This is a genomic window from Neorhizobium sp. PAMB6630 (genome assembly GCF_058242775.1).
On the sequence record NZ_CM177836.1, the window covers coordinates 1,259,849 to 1,279,515 of the forward strand.

The 19,667-nt window shown below is 62.9% G+C and carries 19 protein-coding genes; 7 read left to right on the plus strand and 12 right to left on the minus strand.

The genetic code is table 11. From position 1 onward, the window contains the following. Positions 1-61 precede the first annotated feature (61 nt). The gene (locus AC4CWF_RS05935) at positions 62-1,015 is read right to left on the minus strand and encodes a metallophosphoesterase family protein (RefSeq protein WP_491285243.1); all 954 of its coding nucleotides are present in this window, start codon (positions 1,013-1,015) and stop codon (positions 62-64) included. Positions 1,016-1,074: 59 nt separating this feature from the next. Here AC4CWF_RS05935 and AC4CWF_RS05940 point away from each other — a divergent pair, with 59 nt between their 5' ends. Further along, positions 1,075-1,563 (plus strand): NUDIX domain-containing protein, encoded by a 489-nt coding sequence (locus tag AC4CWF_RS05940; protein ID WP_491284204.1) that lies wholly within the window; start codon positions 1,075-1,077, stop codon positions 1,561-1,563. 23 nt (positions 1,564-1,586) lie between these two features. Here the strand turns inward: AC4CWF_RS05940 and AC4CWF_RS05945 are convergent, their stop codons facing one another. After that, a complete protein-coding gene (locus tag AC4CWF_RS05945; RefSeq protein ID WP_491284205.1) occupies positions 1,587-2,582 on the minus strand; it encodes a glutathione S-transferase family protein in 996 nt (331 codons plus the stop codon). A 279-nt stretch (positions 2,583-2,861) separates the two neighbouring features. Between AC4CWF_RS05945 and AC4CWF_RS05950 the strand changes: the two genes are divergently transcribed. Then, complete coding sequence (locus AC4CWF_RS05950; RefSeq protein WP_491284206.1) at positions 2,862-3,395, plus strand: GNAT family N-acetyltransferase; 534 nt, start codon at positions 2,862-2,864, stop codon at positions 3,393-3,395. 3 nt (positions 3,396-3,398) lie between these two features. Here the strand turns inward: AC4CWF_RS05950 and AC4CWF_RS05955 are convergent, their stop codons facing one another. From AC4CWF_RS05955 to AC4CWF_RS05980, 6 genes are all read right to left on the minus strand, one after another. Further along, positions 3,399-4,124: a class I SAM-dependent methyltransferase gene (locus tag AC4CWF_RS05955; RefSeq protein WP_491284207.1), complete on the minus strand. Its 726-nt coding sequence runs from the start codon at positions 4,122-4,124 to the stop codon at positions 3,399-3,401. A gap of 18 nt (positions 4,125-4,142) precedes the next feature. Then, positions 4,143-4,562: a GNAT family N-acetyltransferase gene (locus AC4CWF_RS05960; RefSeq protein ID WP_491284208.1), complete on the minus strand. Its 420-nt coding sequence runs from the start codon at positions 4,560-4,562 to the stop codon at positions 4,143-4,145. 74 nt (positions 4,563-4,636) lie between these two features. Further along, positions 4,637-6,703, minus strand: coding sequence for a hypothetical protein (locus AC4CWF_RS05965; protein ID WP_491284209.1), 2,067 nt, complete (start codon positions 6,701-6,703; stop codon positions 4,637-4,639). A 12-nt stretch (positions 6,704-6,715) separates the two neighbouring features. Then, on the minus strand, positions 6,716-9,529 hold the full coding sequence (locus AC4CWF_RS05970) for a DUF4159 domain-containing protein (protein ID WP_491284210.1): 2,814 nt from the start codon (positions 9,527-9,529) through the stop codon (positions 6,716-6,718). Next, positions 9,529-10,443, minus strand: a complete 915-nt coding sequence (locus AC4CWF_RS05975; protein WP_491284211.1) for a DUF58 domain-containing protein — start codon at positions 10,441-10,443, stop codon at positions 9,529-9,531. The genes AC4CWF_RS05970 and AC4CWF_RS05975 overlap by 1 nt, the downstream gene beginning before the upstream one ends. A 42-nt stretch (positions 10,444-10,485) precedes the next feature. Then, positions 10,486-11,499, minus strand: coding sequence for an AAA family ATPase (locus AC4CWF_RS05980; protein ID WP_491284212.1), 1,014 nt, complete (start codon positions 11,497-11,499; stop codon positions 10,486-10,488). A 169-nt stretch (positions 11,500-11,668) separates the two neighbouring features. On the opposite strand from AC4CWF_RS05980, the gene AC4CWF_RS05985 reads away from it, so the two are divergent. The 3 genes from AC4CWF_RS05985 to AC4CWF_RS05995 are packed head-to-tail and all read left to right on the plus strand — an operon-like array spanning position 11,669 to position 14,237. After that, positions 11,669-12,304 (plus strand): DUF1285 domain-containing protein, encoded by a 636-nt coding sequence (locus tag AC4CWF_RS05985; RefSeq protein ID WP_491285245.1) that lies wholly within the window; start codon positions 11,669-11,671, stop codon positions 12,302-12,304. Beyond that, a complete protein-coding gene (locus tag AC4CWF_RS05990; protein ID WP_491284213.1) occupies positions 12,301-12,948 on the plus strand; it encodes a CoA pyrophosphatase in 648 nt (215 codons plus the stop codon). The genes AC4CWF_RS05985 and AC4CWF_RS05990 overlap by 4 nt, the downstream gene beginning before the upstream one ends. Beyond that, complete coding sequence (locus AC4CWF_RS05995) at positions 12,945-14,237, plus strand: CCA tRNA nucleotidyltransferase (RefSeq protein WP_491284214.1); 1,293 nt, start codon at positions 12,945-12,947, stop codon at positions 14,235-14,237. The genes AC4CWF_RS05990 and AC4CWF_RS05995 overlap by 4 nt, the downstream gene beginning before the upstream one ends. Before the next feature lie 260 nt (positions 14,238-14,497). Here the strand turns inward: AC4CWF_RS05995 and AC4CWF_RS06000 are convergent, their stop codons facing one another. From AC4CWF_RS06000 to hemF, 3 genes are all read right to left on the minus strand, one after another. Continuing rightward, entirely contained in the window at positions 14,498-14,707 is a 210-nt protein-coding gene (locus tag AC4CWF_RS06000) for a DUF1059 domain-containing protein (protein WP_491284215.1), read from the minus strand. Positions 14,708-14,916: 209 nt separating this feature from the next. Then, positions 14,917-15,198, minus strand: a complete 282-nt coding sequence (locus tag AC4CWF_RS06005) for a hypothetical protein (protein ID WP_491284216.1) — start codon at positions 15,196-15,198, stop codon at positions 14,917-14,919. A gap of 165 nt (positions 15,199-15,363) precedes the next feature. Beyond that, positions 15,364-16,278: an oxygen-dependent coproporphyrinogen oxidase gene (hemF, locus tag AC4CWF_RS06010; protein ID WP_491284217.1), complete on the minus strand. Its 915-nt coding sequence runs from the start codon at positions 16,276-16,278 to the stop codon at positions 15,364-15,366. Positions 16,279-16,510: 232 nt separating this feature from the next. Between hemF and AC4CWF_RS06015 the strand changes: the two genes are divergently transcribed. Beyond that, positions 16,511-16,762, plus strand: coding sequence for a hypothetical protein (locus AC4CWF_RS06015; protein WP_491284218.1), 252 nt, complete (start codon positions 16,511-16,513; stop codon positions 16,760-16,762). Positions 16,763-16,895: 133 nt separating this feature from the next. Next, on the plus strand, positions 16,896-17,855 hold the full coding sequence (locus AC4CWF_RS06020; protein WP_491284219.1) for a flagellin N-terminal helical domain-containing protein: 960 nt from the start codon (positions 16,896-16,898) through the stop codon (positions 17,853-17,855). A 266-nt stretch (positions 17,856-18,121) separates the two neighbouring features. Here AC4CWF_RS06020 and AC4CWF_RS06025 read toward each other — a convergent pair whose 3' ends face one another. Then, entirely contained in the window at positions 18,122-19,651 is a 1,530-nt protein-coding gene (locus tag AC4CWF_RS06025; RefSeq protein WP_491284220.1) for a hypothetical protein, read from the minus strand. Between the last annotated feature and the right edge of the window lie 16 nt (positions 19,652-19,667).

The following is a 19,667-nucleotide window of genomic DNA, read 5'->3' on the forward strand; positions in this document are numbered from 1 at the left end:
GATGGTAAGATCTTTCATTAGGTGACTGGAACAAATCAGATCGGGCTTTCCCCAGGCTGTCTCAGAATTGTGCCTCAATTGCGGGAGGCAGCGAAAGGTCCGGCGGATTTCCGTAGAAAATATGGCGCTTTTCCAGCGCAATGGCATCGGCGGCCTGGGTGAGGCCATAACGATCGCAGGCAAGGTTCCATGCGCCGGGCTCGCCGGTGAGCGAAAACAGATTATAGGCGGCGGGCGGTTTATGGCCGCCGGGCCCCTGCGATGCCGACGCGATGCCAACCACAGGCACAGAACCATGATGCGTTTTCAGCTGATAGACCGTGTTGAGATGGGTGTGGCCATGCAGCACAAGTTCTGCACCGCCAACGGAGAGCGCTGCGGCAAACCGGCGGATGCCGATCATGCGCTTGTGCGAGGGAGCGGCCCCCCGCACCGGCGGGTGATGGATCATCACGACGCGAAACAGGCCCTCATCCTTGGCGCGGTTCAAAAGGTTTGCCGTCTCGCGGGCCTGACGCGCGCTGAAAAAGCCGCCGGCCGAAAAGGGTAATGTGGCATTGGAGGTGGAGCAGCCGATGATGGCGATGGGGCCGCGCTGGCGATAGGTCGGAAACACATGCTCCTCGTCCGGCCAGTCTTCCGGCGCGCCATCACCGGCAATGAACGGATACCATTCACGCACCGAACGATCATGGGCACCGGGCACATAAGCATCGTGATTGCCGGGCACGACGGTGGTTTCCAATGGCTCGCCGATGCTACGCAGCCATTCGCCGGCCAGCCGGATTTCGATCGATGTCGCAAGATTGACCAGATCGCCGGTGATCATCAGGTGATCGGGCTGCTTCAGCCGCATGTCGGACAGCAGCAGATCCAGTGTGTTGACCAGAAGGTGCTTGCGACGATTGCGGTGCCAGTTCACAAAGCCGGTGATGCGTTTCGATGCCAGTTCACGCAGCGTCAGACGCGGAAGCGGTCCCAGATGAATGTCGGAGATATGCGCAAACTTGAACATGGGTCGAGACATAGAGCCAAGGACCCCTGCGGGCAAGGCATGTCGGCAGGAAGGTGGCAATGAGCGGTAAAGGCATTCCGGAAATTTCAAATTTCGGCACCAGGCTTATGGTGTTCATGATGCACAAGGTGTTTGCCGTGACGCGCGGCATGACGCTTGGCGTCAGAGCCGCCTGTTTCGATGAAGAAGGCCGCGTTTTTCTGGTGCGCCATTCCTATGTGCCCGGTTGGTATATGCCGGGTGGCGGCGTGGAGCGGGGCGAAACGGTGCCGGCAGCGCTTGCCAAGGAATTGCGCGAGGAAGGCAATCTGGAAATTCTGGGGGCACCGGAGCTTTTCCATGTCTACCAGAACCGTGGCGCAAGCCGGCGTGACCATGTGGTGTTCTACCGGGTCAATGTGCGCCAGACGGCGCCGCGCCCGGCGGACCGGGAAATCGTCGAATGCGGTTTTTTCGCACTCGACGCGCTGCCGGACAAGGTCACGACCGCAACGCTTGCGCGGCTTCGCGAACTGAGCGGCGAGGCGCAGAAGGCTGATATCTGGTAGGATGCCGCCTCCCGTTCGGGTGATCAGCCTGCAACGCCGAGCGTATCGCGCCCGTGGGGTGCATCCAGATCAAGCTCCGGGCCAACGGGCACGATGCCGGTCGGGTTGATCGTCGCGTGGCTGCGGTAATAGTGGTTCTTGATGTGCGAGAAATTCACCGTCTCGCGCACGCCTGGATGCTGGTAGAGGTCGCGCAGGTAAGCCGACAGGTTCGGGTAATCGGCGATGCGGCGGATGTTGCACTTGAAGTGGCCGACATAAACGGCATCGAAACGCACGAGCGTCGTGAAGAGCCTGATATCGGCTTCGGTCAGCCGATTGCCGACGAGATACCGTTGCGTTGACAGCCGTGTTTCCAGCGCGTCCAGCGTGGCAAACAGTGCCTTGACCGCGCCCTCGTAAGCGTCCTGCGTGGTGGCAAAACCGGCCTTGTAGACGCCGTTGTTGACGGTGTCATAGACGACAGCATTGAGCGCATCGATGTCTTCGCGAAGGGCCTGCGGATAAAAATCGTCCGTGGAGCCGGTGAGGCCGTCGAAGGCACTGTTCATCATGCGGATGATGTCGGCGGATTCGTTGGAGACCACCGTCTGCAGGTGCTTGTCAAAGAGCACGGGCACCGTGACGCGACCGCTGTAATGCGGATCGGCTTTCAGATAGACCTGATACAGCGCCTCCGAGCCGAAGAGGTGGTCGGGCGTCGCTGCCGCATCGTCCTCAGGGTTGAATTCCCAGCCCTTGGCCAGCATCAGCGGATGGACAACGGAAACCCAAATCAGATCCTCCAGCTTTTTCAGCCGGCGAAAGATCAGCGTGCGGTGCGCCCAGGGGCAGGCGAGCGACACATAGAGGTGATAACGTCCGGCTTCTGCCTTGAAACCGGCCTTGCCGGTTGGTCCTGCCGCGCCATCGGCGGTCACGAAATTGCGAAACTGCGATTCGGAGCGCTTGAACTGGCCTCCTGTGGATTTGGTATCGTACCAGACGTCCTTCCAGACGCCGTCCACGAGCATGCCCATGATGTTTCCTTCCAGATCTTTTGACCGGGCTTCCCGGTTTTGTTGCATTCTGGCAGCCAATGCCCGCAAATGCGAGGCCGCAGAGGGTGACAGTGTGTTTCGCCGGCGGATTTTCCATGGACGACCCAAAAAAATGCTGATAATGCCCTTTGCCGAACGAGGAAAAAATCATCTCATGATCCAGGTCCGGACACTTCGACGACGCTGAAAAGCCTGCACTGCGCCCAAGGGTGCTGCCGCTCTTCCTTTGTCCTGTCCGTTATCCGGTTTTAGCTGATCATGAACAAGCATGACCTCGTCTACCTCACTGAAGACACCTCCCACGATGCCATCATCGACCTGATCAATGCCGAGGCCTTTGGTCCCGGCCGGTTTACCAAGGCTGCCGCCCGCATCCGCGAGCAGGGGCCGCATGACCGGTCGCTGTCCTTCATCTGCGCCGACGATGGCGAAACCATCGGTTCCGTGCGCATGACGGCGGTGAAAGCCGGCGACGTGGATGCCCATCTGCTCGGGCCGCTGGCCGTGCGCCCTTCGCACAAGAACCGCGGCATCGGGCGCGAACTGGTGCGCATCGCCATCGAGGCGGCACGGCGCAAGGGTTCGCAGGCGGTGATCCTCGTCGGTGATCCCCCCTATTACATGCCGCTCGGCTTTGAAAAAGTGTCCTACGGCGCGCTGACCTTTCCCGGCCCTGTCGACCCCGGCCGCGTACTGGTGGTGCCCATGGGCGATGACGTGCATAAGCGCCTGAAGGGCGTCATCGCCTGGCAGGACTGGCAGCCGATGGCGCTGGCAGCGGCTGCCGAATAGGCCTCAGGGCTTTTTCCATTCCATCAGATGCGCATAGGGCACGCGGTTATAGGAATCGCGTGCCTCCTGCGGCCCGCCGATCGCCGGCGGTTCCGCAAAGGATACCAGTTGCAGCCCGGCTGCGAGCAGCAGCGTCATGTAGCGGCTCATTGGCCGGTGATAATTCAGGATGCGGATGCCGCGCCATTCCTGCCAGTCGGCATGGTCTTCCAGGTATCGATCCACCTTCACATGTAGCTTTCGGCCATTGCCATCGCGCATCCAGGCGGCCCCGCCGCAGGCGGTGATGAACGGGTTGAGATTGGCAATCAGCACGCTGCCTCCCGGTGCCGTGACGCGGGCGATCTCCGCGATTGCCCTCTCGATCTCGGCGATATCGATCAGGGTGAGATAACTGACGACCAGATCGAAACTGTCATCCTCGAAGGGCAGTGCCTCGGCCATCGCCTGCCGATAATCGCCATCGGGATCGCGCATCCGCGCGGTTTTCAGCAGCGGCAGCGTCGGATCGATGCCGGTCACGTCTGGAATGCCCTGCTTTTCCTTGAGCCGTCGGCAAAACCGGCCTTCGCCGCAGCCGACATCCGGCGCGCGCTGAAAACGCCGGCCCTCAAGCAGCGCGTCGATGGCGGGGTCAAGCACGAATTGCCGGCTGAAATCGCCGTCACCGCCCTGCGATGTCGTCCAGGCGGCGGCGGATTGAGACCAGCCATTGTCAGTCTGCGGCATCGATAGTCTCCGAAGGCTTTAAAAGCGCTTGCATAGCCAGGTGATCATATGGCCACCATCAAGATGCTCCAACATACCGAGCGGGTGATATCCGGCTTTTTCATACACCGTGCGGGCATCCGGGTTCATGGTGTCGAGATAGGCGCCGATGCAGCCGCGTGTCTGCGCCTCGGTTTCCGCCATGGCAAGCAGGCGCTGCGAAAGCCCCTGTCCCCGAAGCTCTTCGGGAATGAACAGCATCTGCACGTAAAGCCAGCCGCGGGCCGTGTAACCGGTGAGCCCACCTTCGACGGCGCCGGACGTATTGCGCAGGAGAATAGCAAGATCACGTCGGTCGCTCTTGCCGAAACGTGCGATATTGTAGGCGACGAGCGGATCGCGCACTGCCTTTTCGTCATCCGACGAAAGGCTGTCCGTCACCTCAAGAACAGTCAGCATTTAAGGTCCTTTTTTGTCTCCACCGGGGTGCCGAGGGCGGCTGTAACCGAAAACAGCCAGCCTGTCGTCGTCCCTTAGCGTCCTTCGCGCCACCACATGGCAGACACTGCCAGAAGCAGGGCGGCAAGGCCGGCAAAGCCGGCAAACAGCGGCGTCGTATCGATGCCGCGAAGCACGGTTTCATCGGTCAGCCGGATCACCATCCGGTCCGGATCGTTGATGCGCACGGCACCGCGCACCGGCAGGATGCCGGGAAGAGTGACGCCCGATCCGTTCTCGACCCGCGCCACCAGCCCGCGTGTTGCCTGCGCGTAGGGCGCAAGCGTCTCGGTGGTGGACACCATTGCCTTGAACTCCGGCGCATCGACGCTGCCGATATGCACAAGCGTCGAAAACGCGCCATTGCTCACCTCGAACAGGCCGATCTCGTTCATCCGCTGCTCGATGCGGTAGAGACCGGGGCCGGCTGCGGTAAACGGCACGGTCTCGGTACGGCCGGACGGATATTTGATCGTGGCCGGTCCTGGATCGTCGCCGATGGTCTGGCGCGTTGCTTCCAGCGTGCGGCCGATGGCGCGTGATGTCAGCGCTTCTTCCTCCAGTTCCGGTTCCTTCATCAGCCAGTGGGCAATGCGCCGGTAAAGCGCCACATGCGGCCCGCCGCCTTCAAACCCACGCGCCCAGAGCCAGCCCTGATCGGAAAGCAGCATGGCCACCCGGCCTTCGCCCTCGCGGTTCAGCACAAGCAGCGGGCGGTTTCCGTCGCCCTGCATGACCGTCTCGCCTTGCGGCTGCGTCACGTCGATGGAGCGGAACCAGCGGCCCCAGGTGGGCGGCTCGGTACTTGCGCCATCGAGGCCACGGGTCACGGGATGTTTTTTGCCAAGCTCCGACAGGCGCGGGAAAAACGGGGCGTTGTGGATTTCGCCTGTTGGCGCCGCCGGAAGGACGGTAGAAAGCGGCGTCGAGGCGATGGAATCCGGGCCTGCATGTTCGGGGCCGGCGGCAATCAGCAGCGCGCCGCCCTTTTCCACATATTGCGCGATGTAATCGTAATAGAGGATCGGCAGCACGTTGCGATGCTGGTAGCGATCAAAGATGATCAGGTCGAAATCGTTGATCTTTTCGACAAACAGCTCGCGTGTCGGAAAGGCAATCAGCGACAGCTCGTTGATCGGCGTTCCATCCTGCTTTTCCGGTGGCCGCAAGATGGTGAAGTGGACGAGATCGACCGAGGCGTCGGATTTCAAAAGGTTGCGCCAGGCCCGTTCGCCCGCATGCGGCTCGCCGGAAACGAGCAGCACGCGAAGGTTCTGGCGAATGCCGTCGATCACGTGGACGGCGCGGTTGTTGGCGGTGGTGACTTCGCCGGGAAGTTCAGCGACGGAAAATTCCATCACATTGTTGCCGCCGCGCGGCACGGTGAAGCGGAAGGGAATGGGCGTGCCGGGGGTGGCCTGAAGCGTGGCGATCACCTCGCCGTTCATGCGCACCGTCACCGGGGCGACACCGCCTTGCGTGCGCCCGTCATCGAAGACCCGCAGCGTCATGTCCTGCTCTTCGCCGACGATGCCGAAACGCGGTGCCCTGACCACCTCGACACGCCGGTCGAATTCATCGGCGCGGCCGGTGATCAGGCCGTGGACCGGCGCATTGAAGCCGAGATCGGTGTTGGGGCCCGGCAGGTCATGGATCTGCCCGTCGGTCAAGAAAACGGCCGCCCCGATGCGGGCCGGCGGCACGTCGGAAATGGCGGAGGAGAGGGCGGTGAACAGGCGCGTTGAGGGCGTATCGGAGGTCTCGTCGTCTTTCACCTCGACGATACGCGTCTCGATCTGCGGAAAGCGCGAAAAACGGTCGCGCAACTGGGCCAGCGCCTCGTCGGTCTGCGTGCGGCGCTCAGCCGTATCCTGGCTCTGCGAGCGGTCGACAACGATGGGAACGACTGTCGACAGCGGCTCGCGGTCTTCCTGCGTCAGCGTCGGGTTGGAGAGCGCCAGCAGAAGAGCGGCAAGCGCAAGGCCACGCAGCAGCGATCCGCGAAGACCACGCCACAGCGAGAGAACAACGAGGATCGCGGCAAATACGCCAAGGGCTGTAAGAACAGCTAGTGGCAGGAAGGGGGCGAACTCAAGATTCATGGGCGCGCGCTCCTATTGGCCAAGCCGTTCGAGGAGTGCCGGCACATGCACCTGGTCGGCCTTGTAGTTGCCGGTCAGCATATACATCATGATGTTCACGCCGGCGCGGTAGGCATATTCGCGCTGCATATCATCCGGCGGCACGGTCGGCAGAACCGGCGCACCATTGGCGTCGATCGCCCAGGCGCCGGCAAAATCATTGCCGGTGATCAGGAGCGGCGTCACGCCATCGCCGGAGGAGGACAACTGGCTGCCGGAATTTCGCGCATCCTGACGCGCTTCCACCCAGAGCGGGCTTCCAGCATAACGACCGGGAAAATTCGTCAGAAGATAGAAGGCGCGCGTCAGCACGTGGTCTTCCGGCGTCGGCTCGAGCGGCGGAATGTCGATATTGGCCAAGATCTCCTGCAACCGCTGGCCATTGGCACTGGTGCCACCGCTATCGAGCGAGGTGAACTGGTCGCGCGTATCAAACAGCACGGTGCCGCCATTGCGCATATAGGCGTCGATGCGGGAGATGGCGGCGGCAGTCGGCATCGGCGCAGAGGCGGAAATCGGCCAGTAGATGATCGGGTAGAAGGATAGCTCGTCCTTGGTGATATCCAGACCGACAGGCGCGCCGGGTTCCAGCGTCGTGCGGTAGGTGAGGAATTGGCTGAGGCCCTCAAGCCCCTGTTCGGAGATCCTGTCGACATCGCTTTCGCCTGTGATGACATAGGCAAGATGCGTTGTGTCCAGCCGCTCCAGCGCCTGTGCGTCGCCGGGTTTGGCATCCTGTGCCCGGCTTTCGCTTGGCAGGGTGGCAAACGGCAGGAGCGCCAGAAGCAGAAGGGCAGCCGTGCTGCGCCCGGCGCGAGCGACTCTCTGCGAAAAGCCACCGTTCATCACCAGCACGATCACGCCATCGAGAAGGAGAAGCAGGAGGGCGAGGGTGAAGAGGGCAGGGCGCAGGGACACCGCCTCGCGCCCGATCAGGCTGTCGCGGGTGATCGTCAATCCCTCGGCGGCGGAGACATTCACCGGATCGAGGCGTGCGCCTGCTGGCAGAAGATTGACGGCGGTAAAGCCGTCTTCCGAGCCGTAAAGCCCCGGCGGATGGTCAAGGCTTGCGACCGGCGTCTGACCCGGTGTCGGCGTGATCGGTTTTGCAGCGCCGGTTTCGGCGGTCATGATGCCATCGGCGGTGAGAAGTCGGTACGGCGGCAGCGCCACGGCAGCGGCGCCCGCCTGCGTTGCCGTTTGCGCGCCCCCGGCGCGGGCCGTCTGCACGAGGCGGCGCAGCATTTCAACGAAATTGCCAGAGAGCGGCAGGTTCGACCAGGTCGCTTCGGCGCTGACGTGAAAGAGCACGATGCGGCCGGCTTCCACCTGCCGTGTCGTCACAAGCGGCGTGCCATCGGCAAGGCTTGCCCAGGTGCGCTCCGCCAGATCCGGCGTCGGCTCGGCCAGAACCTGACGGTTGACCCGTACATCGTCGGCGCGCGGCATGCCGGCGAACGGGCCGAAATTCGGAAAATCCGCCAGCGGCTGCGGTTCTGCCCAGGAGAGCGCGCCGCCGAGCGCCCGTTCGCCACGGCGCAGCATGACAGGCACCAGCGGATCGTCGGCAGGGGCGGCCGCAAGACGGGGTCCTGCAAAGCGGATTAGAACGCCACCGCGCGCGATCCACCGTTGCAGCGGCTCATAGGTATCGGCCGGCAGACGGCCGATATCGGCCATGATGATGGCAGACGGGTTTCCGGCGAGGATCTCCGGCAGCGAGACGGAAAGATCGGCGCTGCGCGGCTCGATGATATCGGCATAAGGCTGAAGCGCCCGGCTGATGTAATAAAGCGGCAGCAGCAGCGGCTGCATGTCATTGCCGCTGTCGCCGGACAGAAGTGCGACGCGCCGGCGCTTGAAGCCGTCGTCCAGCAGATGCGTGGCCCCGGCGGTTGCCTTGCCCTCGATGGCGATGCGGGCAAAATCATTGCGCAGTTCGAAGGGGGCGGACAATTCGGCACTTGCGGTCACGGAACCTGCCGCAAAATCGATATTGGCCGTGGCAAGCGAGCGCCCCTGCGGGTCGAGCGCATTAACGGTGTAGCGTGCGGGGGCGTCGCGGCTGAGGCGGGCTGCGGTGATGGCCATGGCGTTTGCGGTATTGGTCGCACCCGTCAGGGCCACGGCACCTTCGCCATTGCCCTCGATCAGCCTGATGTCAGCGGGCGAAAGGCTTGCCAGATCAGCCATCATGTCTCCATCATCAGGTGCAGACACACCATCCGACAAAAATGCGACGGTACCGGGGCGTGAGCCGTTGAGCGCCTCCACAACCGCTTCGGCAGCCGACGCCCGCTGCGGCACCTGTGGCCTTGGTTGCGCCGCGCCGAGTTTTTCGCGCGCGGCGGCCGCACTTCCAGGCACGGCGTCATGCGTGGGATCGGCGGTAAAGACGATGGATACGGGAATATCCGCCGCATCGGCATCGCCGATCAGCATGTCTGCGGTTTCGACGCGCCGTTCCCAGTCTTCCGCCGTCGACCAGCTGTTATCGACGAAGAGCACCAGCGGGCCTGCGCTGGAGAGCGTGCCGTTGCGCGGATTGAGTACGGGATTGGCAATGGCAAGAATGATGGCGGCTGCCATCAGCATGCGCAGCAGCGTCAGCCACCACGGGCTTTTCGAAGGGGTTTCCTGCCGTTTCAGAACCGTTGCCAGAATGGCAAGCGGCGGAAACACTTCCGCCTTCGGGCGTGGCGGCGTCAGCCGCAGCAGCCACCAGATGGCGGGGAGCACGATGAGTGCGGTGAGGATGACAGGCGTTGCAAAGGCAAAAGCTCCCATCAGCGGGCTCCACCCACGCGCGGCGGATTGCCGGAGAGATAACCATGCACGGCCACCAGCGCCTCTGATGCCAGATGATCGGTGCGGTGGAAGGAAAAGCTCCAGCCGAGCCGGCGCAGCGACTGGCCAAGGTTTTCCCGCCGCGCGAGATAAGCGCGCTGGTAATCCTCGCGCAGCGTTTCCGCCCGTCCCGACGTCAGCTTCTCGCCGGTTTCCGGATCGGTGAATTCGGTGCGCCCGCTATAGGGAAAGGTCTCTTCCGCGGGATCGGCGATTTCCACCACATGGCCGCGCAGGTTGCGGCGAGAGAGTGGCGTGATACGTTCCATGATGCGGTCGGCATCGTCGAGAAAATCGCCGATCAGCACGATGTCGCTTGCACCGCGGATCATGCCCGTATCGGGCAGCCCCTCAGCAAGCGGTGCATGCATGATGGCGGTCGCCAGCCGTTCTGCGGCATTGCGGGCCGAAATCGGCTCCATCACGCCGGGGCATCCGATGCGCTCCCCGGAGCGGGCAAGAATTTCGGCGAGCGCCAGCATCAGCACCAGCGCGCGGCTTTCCTTGGAGACCGAACCGAGCGTCGATTTATACATCATCGACGGCGACATGTCGGCCCAGAGCCAGACGGTGTGGGCCGCTTCCCATTCGAGATCGCGCACATAGGTATGATCGTCGCGGGCGGAGCGGCGCCAGTCGATGCGGGCGAGGCTTTCGCCTTCGCTATAGGGACGGAACTGCCAGAAATTTTCGCCGATGCCGCGTTTGCGCCGGCCATGCCAGCCGGCAATCACCGTGTTGGCGATGCGGCGTGCCTCGACCATGCAATCCGGCACGAGGGCGGCGCGCTGTCTTGCGCGCGCCAGCACGTCATTGCCGGGGGTCTGCGGAACGATCTGGCCAATGGATGCCACGCCTGGTCCTTGCTTCTGTTTCGCCTTGGCGGCAGCGGCCGGTTAGCCGCGTGCCTGCTTGACCAGCCCGTCGATCACGTCGCGAACCGACATGCCTTCGGCGCGGGCGGAAAATGTCAGCGCCATGCGGTGCTGGAGAATGGGTTCGGCCAGCGCATGGATATCATCGATGGACGGCGCCAGCCGCCCTTCGTAAAGTGCGCGGGCGCGGGCACACAGCATCAGCGCCTGGCCGGCACGCGGGCCGGGACCCCAGGCCACATGGCGGTCGGTCATGGTGTTGCCCTGACCGGGACGCGCCGAGCGCACCAAGGACAGGATCGCATCCACCACCGTATCGCTCACCGGCATCTGGCGGATGAGCGACTGGATTTCCATGAGGCGCGGCGCATCGATGACGGCACGGGCCTTGGCCTCCGACGTGCCTGTCGTGTCGAGCAGGATCTGCCGTTCGGCGGCGAGTTCCGGATAAAGCACGTCCACCTGAAGCAGGAACCGGTCCAGCTGGGCTTCCGGCAGCGGATAGGTGCCTTCCTGTTCCAGCGGGTTCTGGGTGGCGAGCACATGGAAGGGGGCGGGCAGGTCATAACGCTGGCCGGCCACCGTGATGTGATATTCCTGCATGGACTGCAGCAGCGCCGATTGCGTGCGCGGGCTTGCGCGGTTGATCTCGTCGGCCATCAGCAGCTGCCCGAAGACGGGGCCCTTGACGAAGCGGAAGGAGCGACGGCCGTTTTCGTCCTGGTCCATCACTTCGGTGCCGAGAATATCCGATGGCATCAGGTCCGGCGTGAACTGGATGCGGTTGGCATCGAGGCCCAGCACCGTGCCGAGCGTCGTCACCAGCTTGGTCTTTGCAAGGCCCGGCACGCCGACCAGCAGCGCATGGCCGCCGGAGAGCACGGCGACAAGTGTGTTTTCCACCACCTGTTCCTGACCAAAAATGACCTTGGAGACTTCTGCGCGCACAGCGGCAATATCGGACAATGCCCTTTCGGCGGCAGCGACCATTGCCTTCTCATCGAGGGGAGTGTCGGTGGAAGTCATCACGCCCATGTCGGTCTCCATCAGGCTTTGGCCCGGCGTCCTGCCGGCTTTGTCGAATCGCGTCTGGTTTAGCGAGCGGTCCGTTCCATCCAACTTATTCGCGTGGCGGCGGCTGACAAGAACGTTATGAATGACTATCTCGTGACACGACCCTTAAACCGGAACCATGACTGAAATTATGGCAGGTGAAACGATTAATACCGCAGAGGATGCGGACGGACTGGCCGCGATGATTGCGCGCGCCGCAGACGAGGTGGGAAGCCGCAGCGATGGCTCCGTGCGCGGCCTGCCGCCGGTGGAGCGCTGGAACCCGCCATTCTGTGGCGATCTCGACATGGAAATCCGCGCCGATGGCACCTGGTTCTACATGGGAACGCCCATCGGCCGGCAGGCTTTGGAGCGGCTGTTTTCCACCGTTTTGCGCAAGGATGAGGACGGCCGCACCTATCTCGTCACGCCTGTGGAAAAGGTCGGCATCCGCGTCGAGGATGCGCATTTCATTGCCGTTGAAATGACAGCGACCGAGCGGGACGGCGAACCGCTGCTGACCTTCCGCACGCAAGTTGGCGATGTGGTGGAGGCGGGGGCAGAACATCCGCTGCGCTTTGTGATCGAGGGCGAGAAACGCCAGTTGAAGCCGTATCTCCTCGTGCGCGGGCGGCTGGAAGCGCTGGTATCGCGCGCCGTCATGTATGACCTGGTGGAGCGGGGAGAGGTGATCGACGTGGAGGGCGTACCGATGTTTGCGTTGCGCTCCGGCGGAAAAATCTTTCCCGTGATGCCCGCCGACGAACTGGACCAGCTGTCGCAATGAGCCATGCCCTGATCAATCCGGCCTTTTATTCGGCGGCTGAATTTCGAAGGCGCGCGCAAAACCAGAGCGGTAGCCCCATCGCAGACGCCGCGCGCGAGCATGGCGACCACCTGCTCAACCCCGATATCGTCACGCATCTGGAAGGCATCACGCTAAAAGATGCCGCCGTGCTGGTGCCTGTCGTGAATGATGCCGATGGCGCGAAGGTGATCCTGACGAAACGCACAGCGACGCTGCGCAAACATTCCGGCCAGATCGCCTTTCCAGGCGGTGCGGTCGATCCGGAAGATGGCAGCGTCGAGGTGGCAGCGCTTCGCGAGGCGGAAGAGGAGATCGGCCTGTCGCGTTCCTTCGTGGAGCCCGTCGGCCGCCTGCCGGATTATTTTGCGGCGACCGGTTTTCGCATCACGCCGGTGCTGTCGGTGGTGGAGCGCGGCTTTCAACTGACGCCCAACCCGACAGAAGTGGACCGCGTGTTCGAGGTGCCGCTTTCCTTCCTCATGGACCCGGCCAACCACAATCGCGGCAGCCGCGAATGGAACGGCACGCTTCGCCACTTCTATGAAATGCCCTATGGCGAGTGGAATATCTGGGGCATTACCGCGGGCATTCTGCGCACGCTGTACGAAAGGTTATACGCATGACGAACCTTACCGGAGCAAACCCGGGTGCTGCGTCCCTCAAGGGCGCGCCGTGGCTGACCGATCCCGTCGTGCAGCGGGTGTTTTCCCTGTTGAATGCCGATGGCGGCGAGGGCCGGGTGGTCGGTGGTGCCGTGCGCAACGCGTTGATGGGCGAGGCCATCAGCGATCTCGATTTCGCCACCACGCTTCTGCCGCAGGCGGTGATGGAGCGCGCCAAGGCAGACGGCATCAAGGCGGTGCCGACAGGCCTTGCGCATGGCACGGTGACGCTCGTCATCGAAGGCCGGCCCTTCGAGGTGACGACGCTGCGCCGCGACATCGAAACCGATGGCCGCCACGCCGAAGTTTCCTTCGGCACCGACTGGCAGGCCGACGCCGAGCGGCGCGATTTCACCATCAATGCGCTTTACGTGACGGCAGACGGCACGGTGATCGATCTCATCGACGGCCTGAAGGATATTCCGACGCGCACGCTGCGTTTCATCGGCGATGCCGAGACCCGCATTGCCGAGGATTATCTGCGCGTGCTGCGCTTCTTCCGCTTCTTTGCGTATTACGGGTCCGGCCGGCCGGATGCGGATGGCCTGCGCGCGTCCGCCAAGGCCAAGGATCGCCTGGGCGGGCTCTCGGCGGAACGTATCTGGGCGGAGATGAAAAAGCTGTTGTCGGCGCCTGATCCGTCACGTGCGCTGTTGTGGATGCGTACCACGGGTGTGCTCGCCGCGGTGCTTCCGGAAAGCGAAAAATGGGGCATTGATGCCATCCACGGTCTGGTCGCGGCCGAACAGTCCCTCGGTTGGGCGCCGGATGCGCTGCTGCGTCTTGCCGCCATCGTGCCGCCCGATCCCGAGCGGCTGGAGGTTTTGGCCAAGCGTTGGAGACTGTCGAATGCCGAGGCGGAACGGCTGGTGGACTGGGCCCGCTCGCCGGTGCCGGCCGTCGATCTCGCGGAAACGGCGCTCGACCGCCTGCTGTACCGCAACGGCAAGGCGGGGCTTCTGATGCGGCTCAAGCTTTCGCTGGCCAGCGCGCGCCACGCAGCCCAGTCAAATGACGACGAGCTATTGAAGGCCGCCCGCTGGTCGGCGCTTTTGAAGCGGGCCGAAAAGTTTGAAAAGCCGAAGTTCCCGCTGAATGGAGCAGATGCCATGGCGCTGGGCGTACCAGCCGGCCCGCGCATCGGCCAATTGCTGTCCGAGCTTGAAACCCTGTGGGTTGAGCGCAATTTCACGCTGGACCGGGCAGCCCTTGCCACCCGGCTGAAGGAAAAGGTCGACGCCGGATCCTGACCGCTTTCAAGCAGGGCTATCGCATTTGAAATAAGACCCTCTCTGCCGGGTTGGGCCGACCGGGGTCTCGCCCCGCCCTTCGGTCCCTCCACAAGGGAGAGATGCGACGGGGCAAGCGTCCCGTTCCTGCATAAAAGCGCGCGGTCGGGTTAGGCCCTCCCCCTTGTGGGAGGGGACTTGTCTCAGAGGCGATGCGCCGCCCTTTCAAGAGGAACACATCGCTGCTCCCACAGGATGCTCCCTCCCGGGGGTCGGACATATTACTCCGGCGACATGGCGGCAGAGGCCTCCACAGGATTACTACTGCGGATGCGCGCCTTGATATTGTCGACCATGGTTTCGCGGATCACCGTTTCACCGTGGATGGTGCGAAGGTGATCGACGGCGCGGCGCACGACTTCCGCATCTTCGTCGGCGCGGGTATGCCAATCACAACCCGGAACCAGCGTGCCGCATTCAAACAGTCTCATGATGTCCTCCTTGGGTTCCCGGCGGGCGCAGCGTGCCGCGACCGTCCTTTGGACCCAACGGAGAAATCAGCCCGACGTTCCATTCGCGTGCGAGCTATGGTGTTGCATCCGGTTTGCCGGTTTGTCCGCAACATCCGCAGGCAAGACGCGGACAACAAGCCAGCTGGGTTGTTGACACCACCCAGCTGGCAGGCCGCCGGTCCTCAATCCTAATCGGAAAACGCCCAGGAATGGAAAACGGACGCATGGGCCTGGCCTGGGCGTGTGCTCGCCGGCCCGTGCGTCTTGTCGGTTTTTGTGTCCGTTTGCGTGTTGGCAGCACTGCGTCCGGCCAGCTGTCGACGAACCTGTTCCACATAGAATGAATGCGGCAGATCCGTATCGCTGCGGGCCCGCAAATCTGCAGCCATGCGATCGATCATTTCGGGGGTATCGATGGGGCGGGCCTGTTCGGCCTTCCGCGGTGTGACGACGCTGTGCAATCCAGGCATGCGATCCTCCTCCGATGCAGTCCAGCAAAAGCTAGCACCTGCAGGATGAAGGACCCGTCGGATTTGTCAATTCACGATTCCTTAATTAATCGGCAAATGTTGCTGCGAATCAGGCATTTGGCTGGGGCCTGGGCAATCGCTCAAGGGTTTACGTGTCCGCTCCCATCAAGGCCAGCGCACCATCGGTGGCATCGAGGACAAGATGGATTCCACGTTGCCGCCGGTCTTCAGCCCGAAGATCGTTCCGCGGTCGTAGAGCAGGTTGAACTCCACATAACGGCCGCGGCGCACCAGCTGCTCCTCGCGGTCGGCCTCTGTCCACTCCCGGTTGAAATTGGCGCGCACGATCTCGGGATAGATGGCGGCAAATGCGCGCCCGACATCTTGGACGAAGGCGAAATTGGCCTGCCAGCCGCCTTTTTGCTCCTCAGGATACAGGTAGTCGAAAAAGATGCCGCCGATGCCGCGGGCCTCGTTGCGGTGTTTTAGGAAGAAATACTCCTCGCACCAGGCCTTGTAGCGCTCGTAATCGGCAACGCCGTCATGGGCTTGGCAGGCCCGTTCCATGGCCTTGTGAAAGGCGAGGGTATCGGGATCTTCCTGGGTGCGGCGCCGGTCGAGCACCGGCGTCAGGTCCGCACCGCCGCCGAACCACTGGCTGGTGGTCACCACCATGCGGGTGTTCATGTGGACGGCCGGCACGTTGGGATTGACCGGATGGGCAATCAGCGAAATGCCAGAAGCCCAGAAGCGCGGATCTTCGGCCGCACCCGGCATCTGCTTGCGGAATTCCTCGGAAAATTCGCCATGCACGGTCGACGTGTGGACGCCGACTTTTTCGAACACGCGGCCTTGCATCATCGACATGCGACCGCCGCCGCCTTCGCCCGCCTCGCGCAGCCAGTCTTTGGGTTGGAAGCGGCCGGGAGTGCGATCGCTCAACTGGCCGGACAGTTCGTCTTCCAGAGCCTCGAAACTCCGGCAGATCGTGTCGCGCAACTGCTCGAACCAGGCGCGCGCCTCGAGCTTCTTGCCTTCGATATCGTCAGGCAGGCCGAGCGGAATGTGCGGTCTTTCCATGGCGGTTTTTCCTTCTTGCCGTGCGGCCGAACGCGCGGCTGCCCGCAGCGCATGATGACGCCGGACTTAACCCGGCGCCTTGCCCGAAAGCAACCGCGCAAGTTTGGCCGCATCAAGGAGAGCCGCCCTTGCGATTGAGTTCCTGGGAGAATCGACTCGCAAAGCCTGCTCTCCCGCGCTATCTTAAGTGGCAACCCAAGGTATGGCTCGTGAAAGCCCCGAGGTGACGCGCATGGCGAAATCCCCGCCGCTTGACGGCTTGAAGCGCAGGATCAACCGGCACCGGCAGGAAATGGCCGGCCAGCAGCAGGGCCATTTCGTGCGGGAAACCTATCGTCTCTCCCGCGAGGAAGCGCGCCGGAAAGCCCGCGAGTGGTTCGACAGTTTCCCGAAGGCTGCCTATTGGACCGAGGTGGAAAGCTGGCGCCAGCTGGAAGGCGATTGCATCGAGTTTACCATGCGCCGGCTGCCAACTGCTGATTGATGTTCTTGCGTATTCCCGAAAACGCTAAAATTATAACGGCTGGTTAAACAGAACCGCAAAACTTTTGCTGCTAGATGTGTCGATATGCCTGATCCTGACCGGTCGGCGGTAGACCTGACACAGCGGAGAAACGATGTATTCGTCGTCCATCAATGCCACAGCCTCATCGGCGCTTTCCCTGCTCGGCGGCACCAGCCGGGCCGTGACCGAGACGACGACCCGTGTGGCCTCCGGCCGCGATGTCAATCGCGCCGCAGACAACGCCGCCTACTGGTCAATCGCAACCACGATGAAATCCAGCAACCTGTCGCTGTCGAGCGCCGAGGATGCACAGGCCTTTTCCGCAGCGATTGCCGATACGGCAGCCGTTGGCATGGCGGCCGCAACCGACATCATGTCGCAGATCCAGTCGAAGCTGATCCTTGCAAAGAGCCCGGGCGTCGATAGGGATGCGGTCAATTCCGAGATCAGCCAGCTGAAAGAGCAACTGACCACCGTGATCGACAGCAGTTCATTCAACGGCCAGAACTGGCTGAAGACCGCAGCCGGCGAGCGGCCGAAGGTGGAAAGCATGGTCGGTTCGGTCACCAGCGATGGCAATGGCGATGTCTCGGTCAACGTCCTCGATTTCGACAAGGCAAGCTCGACGCTTGTGGCCAAGGGTGATGCGACCGACGGCCTCCTGACCCGCGCCTATCCGGGGATTTCCCAGTCGGGTGCGGCCTATGATTATTATTTGCTCGATGCCGGCTCCGACGTGCCGAATGCTGCCGGTGCCCGCGAGATCGGCGTGTCGAAGGACACCACGCCTGACGAGATCGACGGCATGATATCGGCGGTCAACAGCATGATGGCCAGCATGATCGATGGCGGCTCCGAGATCGGCGCAACCAGCAGTCGTATCTCCTCCAATGTCGATTTTCTGAAGAGTCTGCAGGATATCACGCAGATCGGCATCGGCCGCATGGTGGATACCGACATGGAAGAGCAGGCGGCGCGACTGTCCGCGCAGGGCGTGCAGCAGCAGTTGCAGACGATAGGGCTCAACATCACCAATGCATCGATGGCGAAAACCATGATGCTGTTTGCCTGATCAGGCCGGCGGCCACGCCGCCGTGCTGTCGAACTTCAGGCCGTGGCTCTCGACTGCTTCCCTTGTCTGTCGAGGCGCCGCGCCAGGATGAAAGTGCCGACGGGGTCCGCCGTCGGCACTTTCATTTTGAGGCAGAGTGTTTTCAAGCAGCGGCCGTGACGCATCCTGACCAAGCGCAGCACCACGGGAGTGCGGCGGATGCAGTCATCTCCGCCCGCGTCCGACTGTCCCGGACGCGCGTGGCGATGACGTCCGGCCGAGATCGGTTAGCGCCGGCGACGCGGTTTTGCCTTGGCAACAACCGTTGGCTTCGGGCCCTTGGGGGAGGGGGGCACAGGTGGTGCGGGGGCGGCGACAGCAATGGTCTCGGCCTCCGGTTCCGGCGCCGCGTTCATAGCAGGAACGGGTGCCGCTGCGGGTTCTGGAGGCGCCATGGCGATGTCTGCGGACGCGGTAACAGGCGCCGTAACCTCTTCCGGGTCCAGCTGTTGTGCGGCCGCGGGTTCTTCGGGCGCCTCCGGCAGATCCACCAGCGCAAGCTCCGGCGGCATTTCCTCGATCTCCGCCACGGCTTCCAGCGGCTCGGCCGGACTTTCCGGCAATTGCGCGGGCTGCGGGCTTGCGGCTTCTTCGGCGAGGACGTGGGCAGCGAGAAGATCCGTCAGGGATGTCGGCAGTGGTTCGGCTTCAGCCGCTTCCTGAGGGATCGTTTCGGCTGCGGTTTCCGGTTCAGGCAAGGGTTCGGGCAAAGGCTCCGGCATGGTGGCGGGAGCGACGGCCAGGACAGGCAAGGTCAGGATCGTCGCATCCGCCAGAGGCGGTGCAATCTGGTCCTTTGCCTTCGCTTTCGTGTGTGCCGCGGTGCCGGCCAGGACCTTGCGCAGGATTTCCGTCACCGGCAGGTGGTTCGGCAATTCCGTATTGGTGTGGTGGCCGGCCTGCGGCACCACTTCATCCACCGGGATGGCGTGTCGCGAATTGATTTCGCCAAACCAGTCCCATTCGCCCATCACGTCGATGACGTCGCGGAAGGGGCGCGGCATGGCGATGCGCGCACTGATGGTGACGATGCGCGCCCGCGCGGCAAGCACATTTGCAGCGGCTGCATCCGCGTGCGCCAACCGGTAAAGCGCTTCCGAAATAACGAGATTGCCCTTGGAATGGCCAAGGATCAGGTTGAAGGACAGGCGCGGATGGGCCAGCAGCGCACCGACCGTCTGGGTGTCGAGGCTCGCCTCCGCCAGCTTTTCGAGGCTAAGCTTGGGCGCCACGCCAAATTGCGGCCTCCCGAAGAACTCGTCCAGCTGCTCGAACCTGTGGCGAAAGCCGTTGAGATAACCGAAGAGAAAATAACCCCCGAGCGCCTCTGTCATCACGTCGGCAATCCCGTAGCCGGAGACAACCACGGCCACCGGCTTTTCGATGGCATCGGCGATGTTGCGGGCAAAGGCGGCAGAACCGAGCGCCGACGAGCCGACGCCGGCCACCGCCAGCGTATCGATCGCCTCGCCGCCACCCATGAGGTAGTCGTCAATCGTGTCGCAGAGCTTGAGCGGTGCCCCGCCGGTCGGCGGCACGATGAGGATGGCGCCTTCGGCTGCAAGACAACTGCTGATATAAAAGGCTTCTTCGGCCGTCACCGTTTTGACGTCGTAGAACAGCGCGTCCAGCGTGGTGTTGCGCCGGCGCAGGCTTTCCAGCGACAGATTGCGCAACGGCGAATGCTGTATTCGTTCCGGAAGGCTGAGTGTGCGGGCAAACTGGGTGATGGAATGGGTGAATGCGGATGGGAACATGCGGTCTCTCCGAGGC

Bases quoted from the DNA above. Each gene is read 5' to 3' on its own strand.
- AC4CWF_RS05980 (WP_491284212.1), bottom strand. From the start codon at position 11,499: ATGGGCGTGATGACTTCCACCGACACTCCCCTCGATGAGAAGGCAATG.
- AC4CWF_RS06025 (WP_491284220.1), bottom strand. From the start codon at position 19,651: ATGTTCCCATCCGCATTCACCCATTCCATCACCCAGTTTGCCCGCACA.
- AC4CWF_RS06020 (WP_491284219.1), top strand. From the start codon at position 16,896: ATGTATTCGTCGTCCATCAATGCCACAGCCTCATCGGCGCTTTCCCTG.
- AC4CWF_RS05950 (WP_491284206.1), top strand. From the start codon at position 2,862: ATGAACAAGCATGACCTCGTCTACCTCACTGAAGACACCTCCCACGAT.
- AC4CWF_RS05940 (WP_491284204.1), top strand. From the start codon at position 1,075: ATGAGCGGTAAAGGCATTCCGGAAATTTCAAATTTCGGCACCAGGCTT.
- AC4CWF_RS06005 (WP_491284216.1), bottom strand. From the start codon at position 15,198: ATGCCTGGATTGCACAGCGTCGTCACACCGCGGAAGGCCGAACAGGCC.
- AC4CWF_RS05935 (WP_491285243.1), bottom strand. From the start codon at position 1,015: ATGTTCAAGTTTGCGCATATCTCCGACATTCATCTGGGACCGCTTCCG.
- AC4CWF_RS05955 (WP_491284207.1), bottom strand. From the start codon at position 4,124: ATGCCGCAGACTGACAATGGCTGGTCTCAATCCGCCGCCGCCTGGACG.
- AC4CWF_RS06015 (WP_491284218.1), top strand. From the start codon at position 16,511: ATGGCGAAATCCCCGCCGCTTGACGGCTTGAAGCGCAGGATCAACCGG.
- AC4CWF_RS05995 (WP_491284214.1), top strand. From the start codon at position 12,945: ATGACGAACCTTACCGGAGCAAACCCGGGTGCTGCGTCCCTCAAGGGC.
- AC4CWF_RS05965 (WP_491284209.1), bottom strand. From the start codon at position 6,703: ATGAATCTTGAGTTCGCCCCCTTCCTGCCACTAGCTGTTCTTACAGCC.
- AC4CWF_RS05985 (WP_491285245.1), top strand. From the start codon at position 11,669: ATGGCAGGTGAAACGATTAATACCGCAGAGGATGCGGACGGACTGGCC.
- AC4CWF_RS05970 (WP_491284210.1), bottom strand. From the start codon at position 9,529: ATGGGAGCTTTTGCCTTTGCAACGCCTGTCATCCTCACCGCACTCATC.
- hemF (WP_491284217.1), bottom strand. From the start codon at position 16,278: ATGGAAAGACCGCACATTCCGCTCGGCCTGCCTGACGATATCGAAGGC.
- AC4CWF_RS05960 (WP_491284208.1), bottom strand. From the start codon at position 4,562: ATGCTGACTGTTCTTGAGGTGACGGACAGCCTTTCGTCGGATGACGAA.
- AC4CWF_RS05990 (WP_491284213.1), top strand. From the start codon at position 12,301: ATGAGCCATGCCCTGATCAATCCGGCCTTTTATTCGGCGGCTGAATTT.
- AC4CWF_RS05945 (WP_491284205.1), bottom strand. From the start codon at position 2,582: ATGGGCATGCTCGTGGACGGCGTCTGGAAGGACGTCTGGTACGATACC.
- AC4CWF_RS06000 (WP_491284215.1), bottom strand. From the start codon at position 14,707: ATGAGACTGTTTGAATGCGGCACGCTGGTTCCGGGTTGTGATTGGCAT.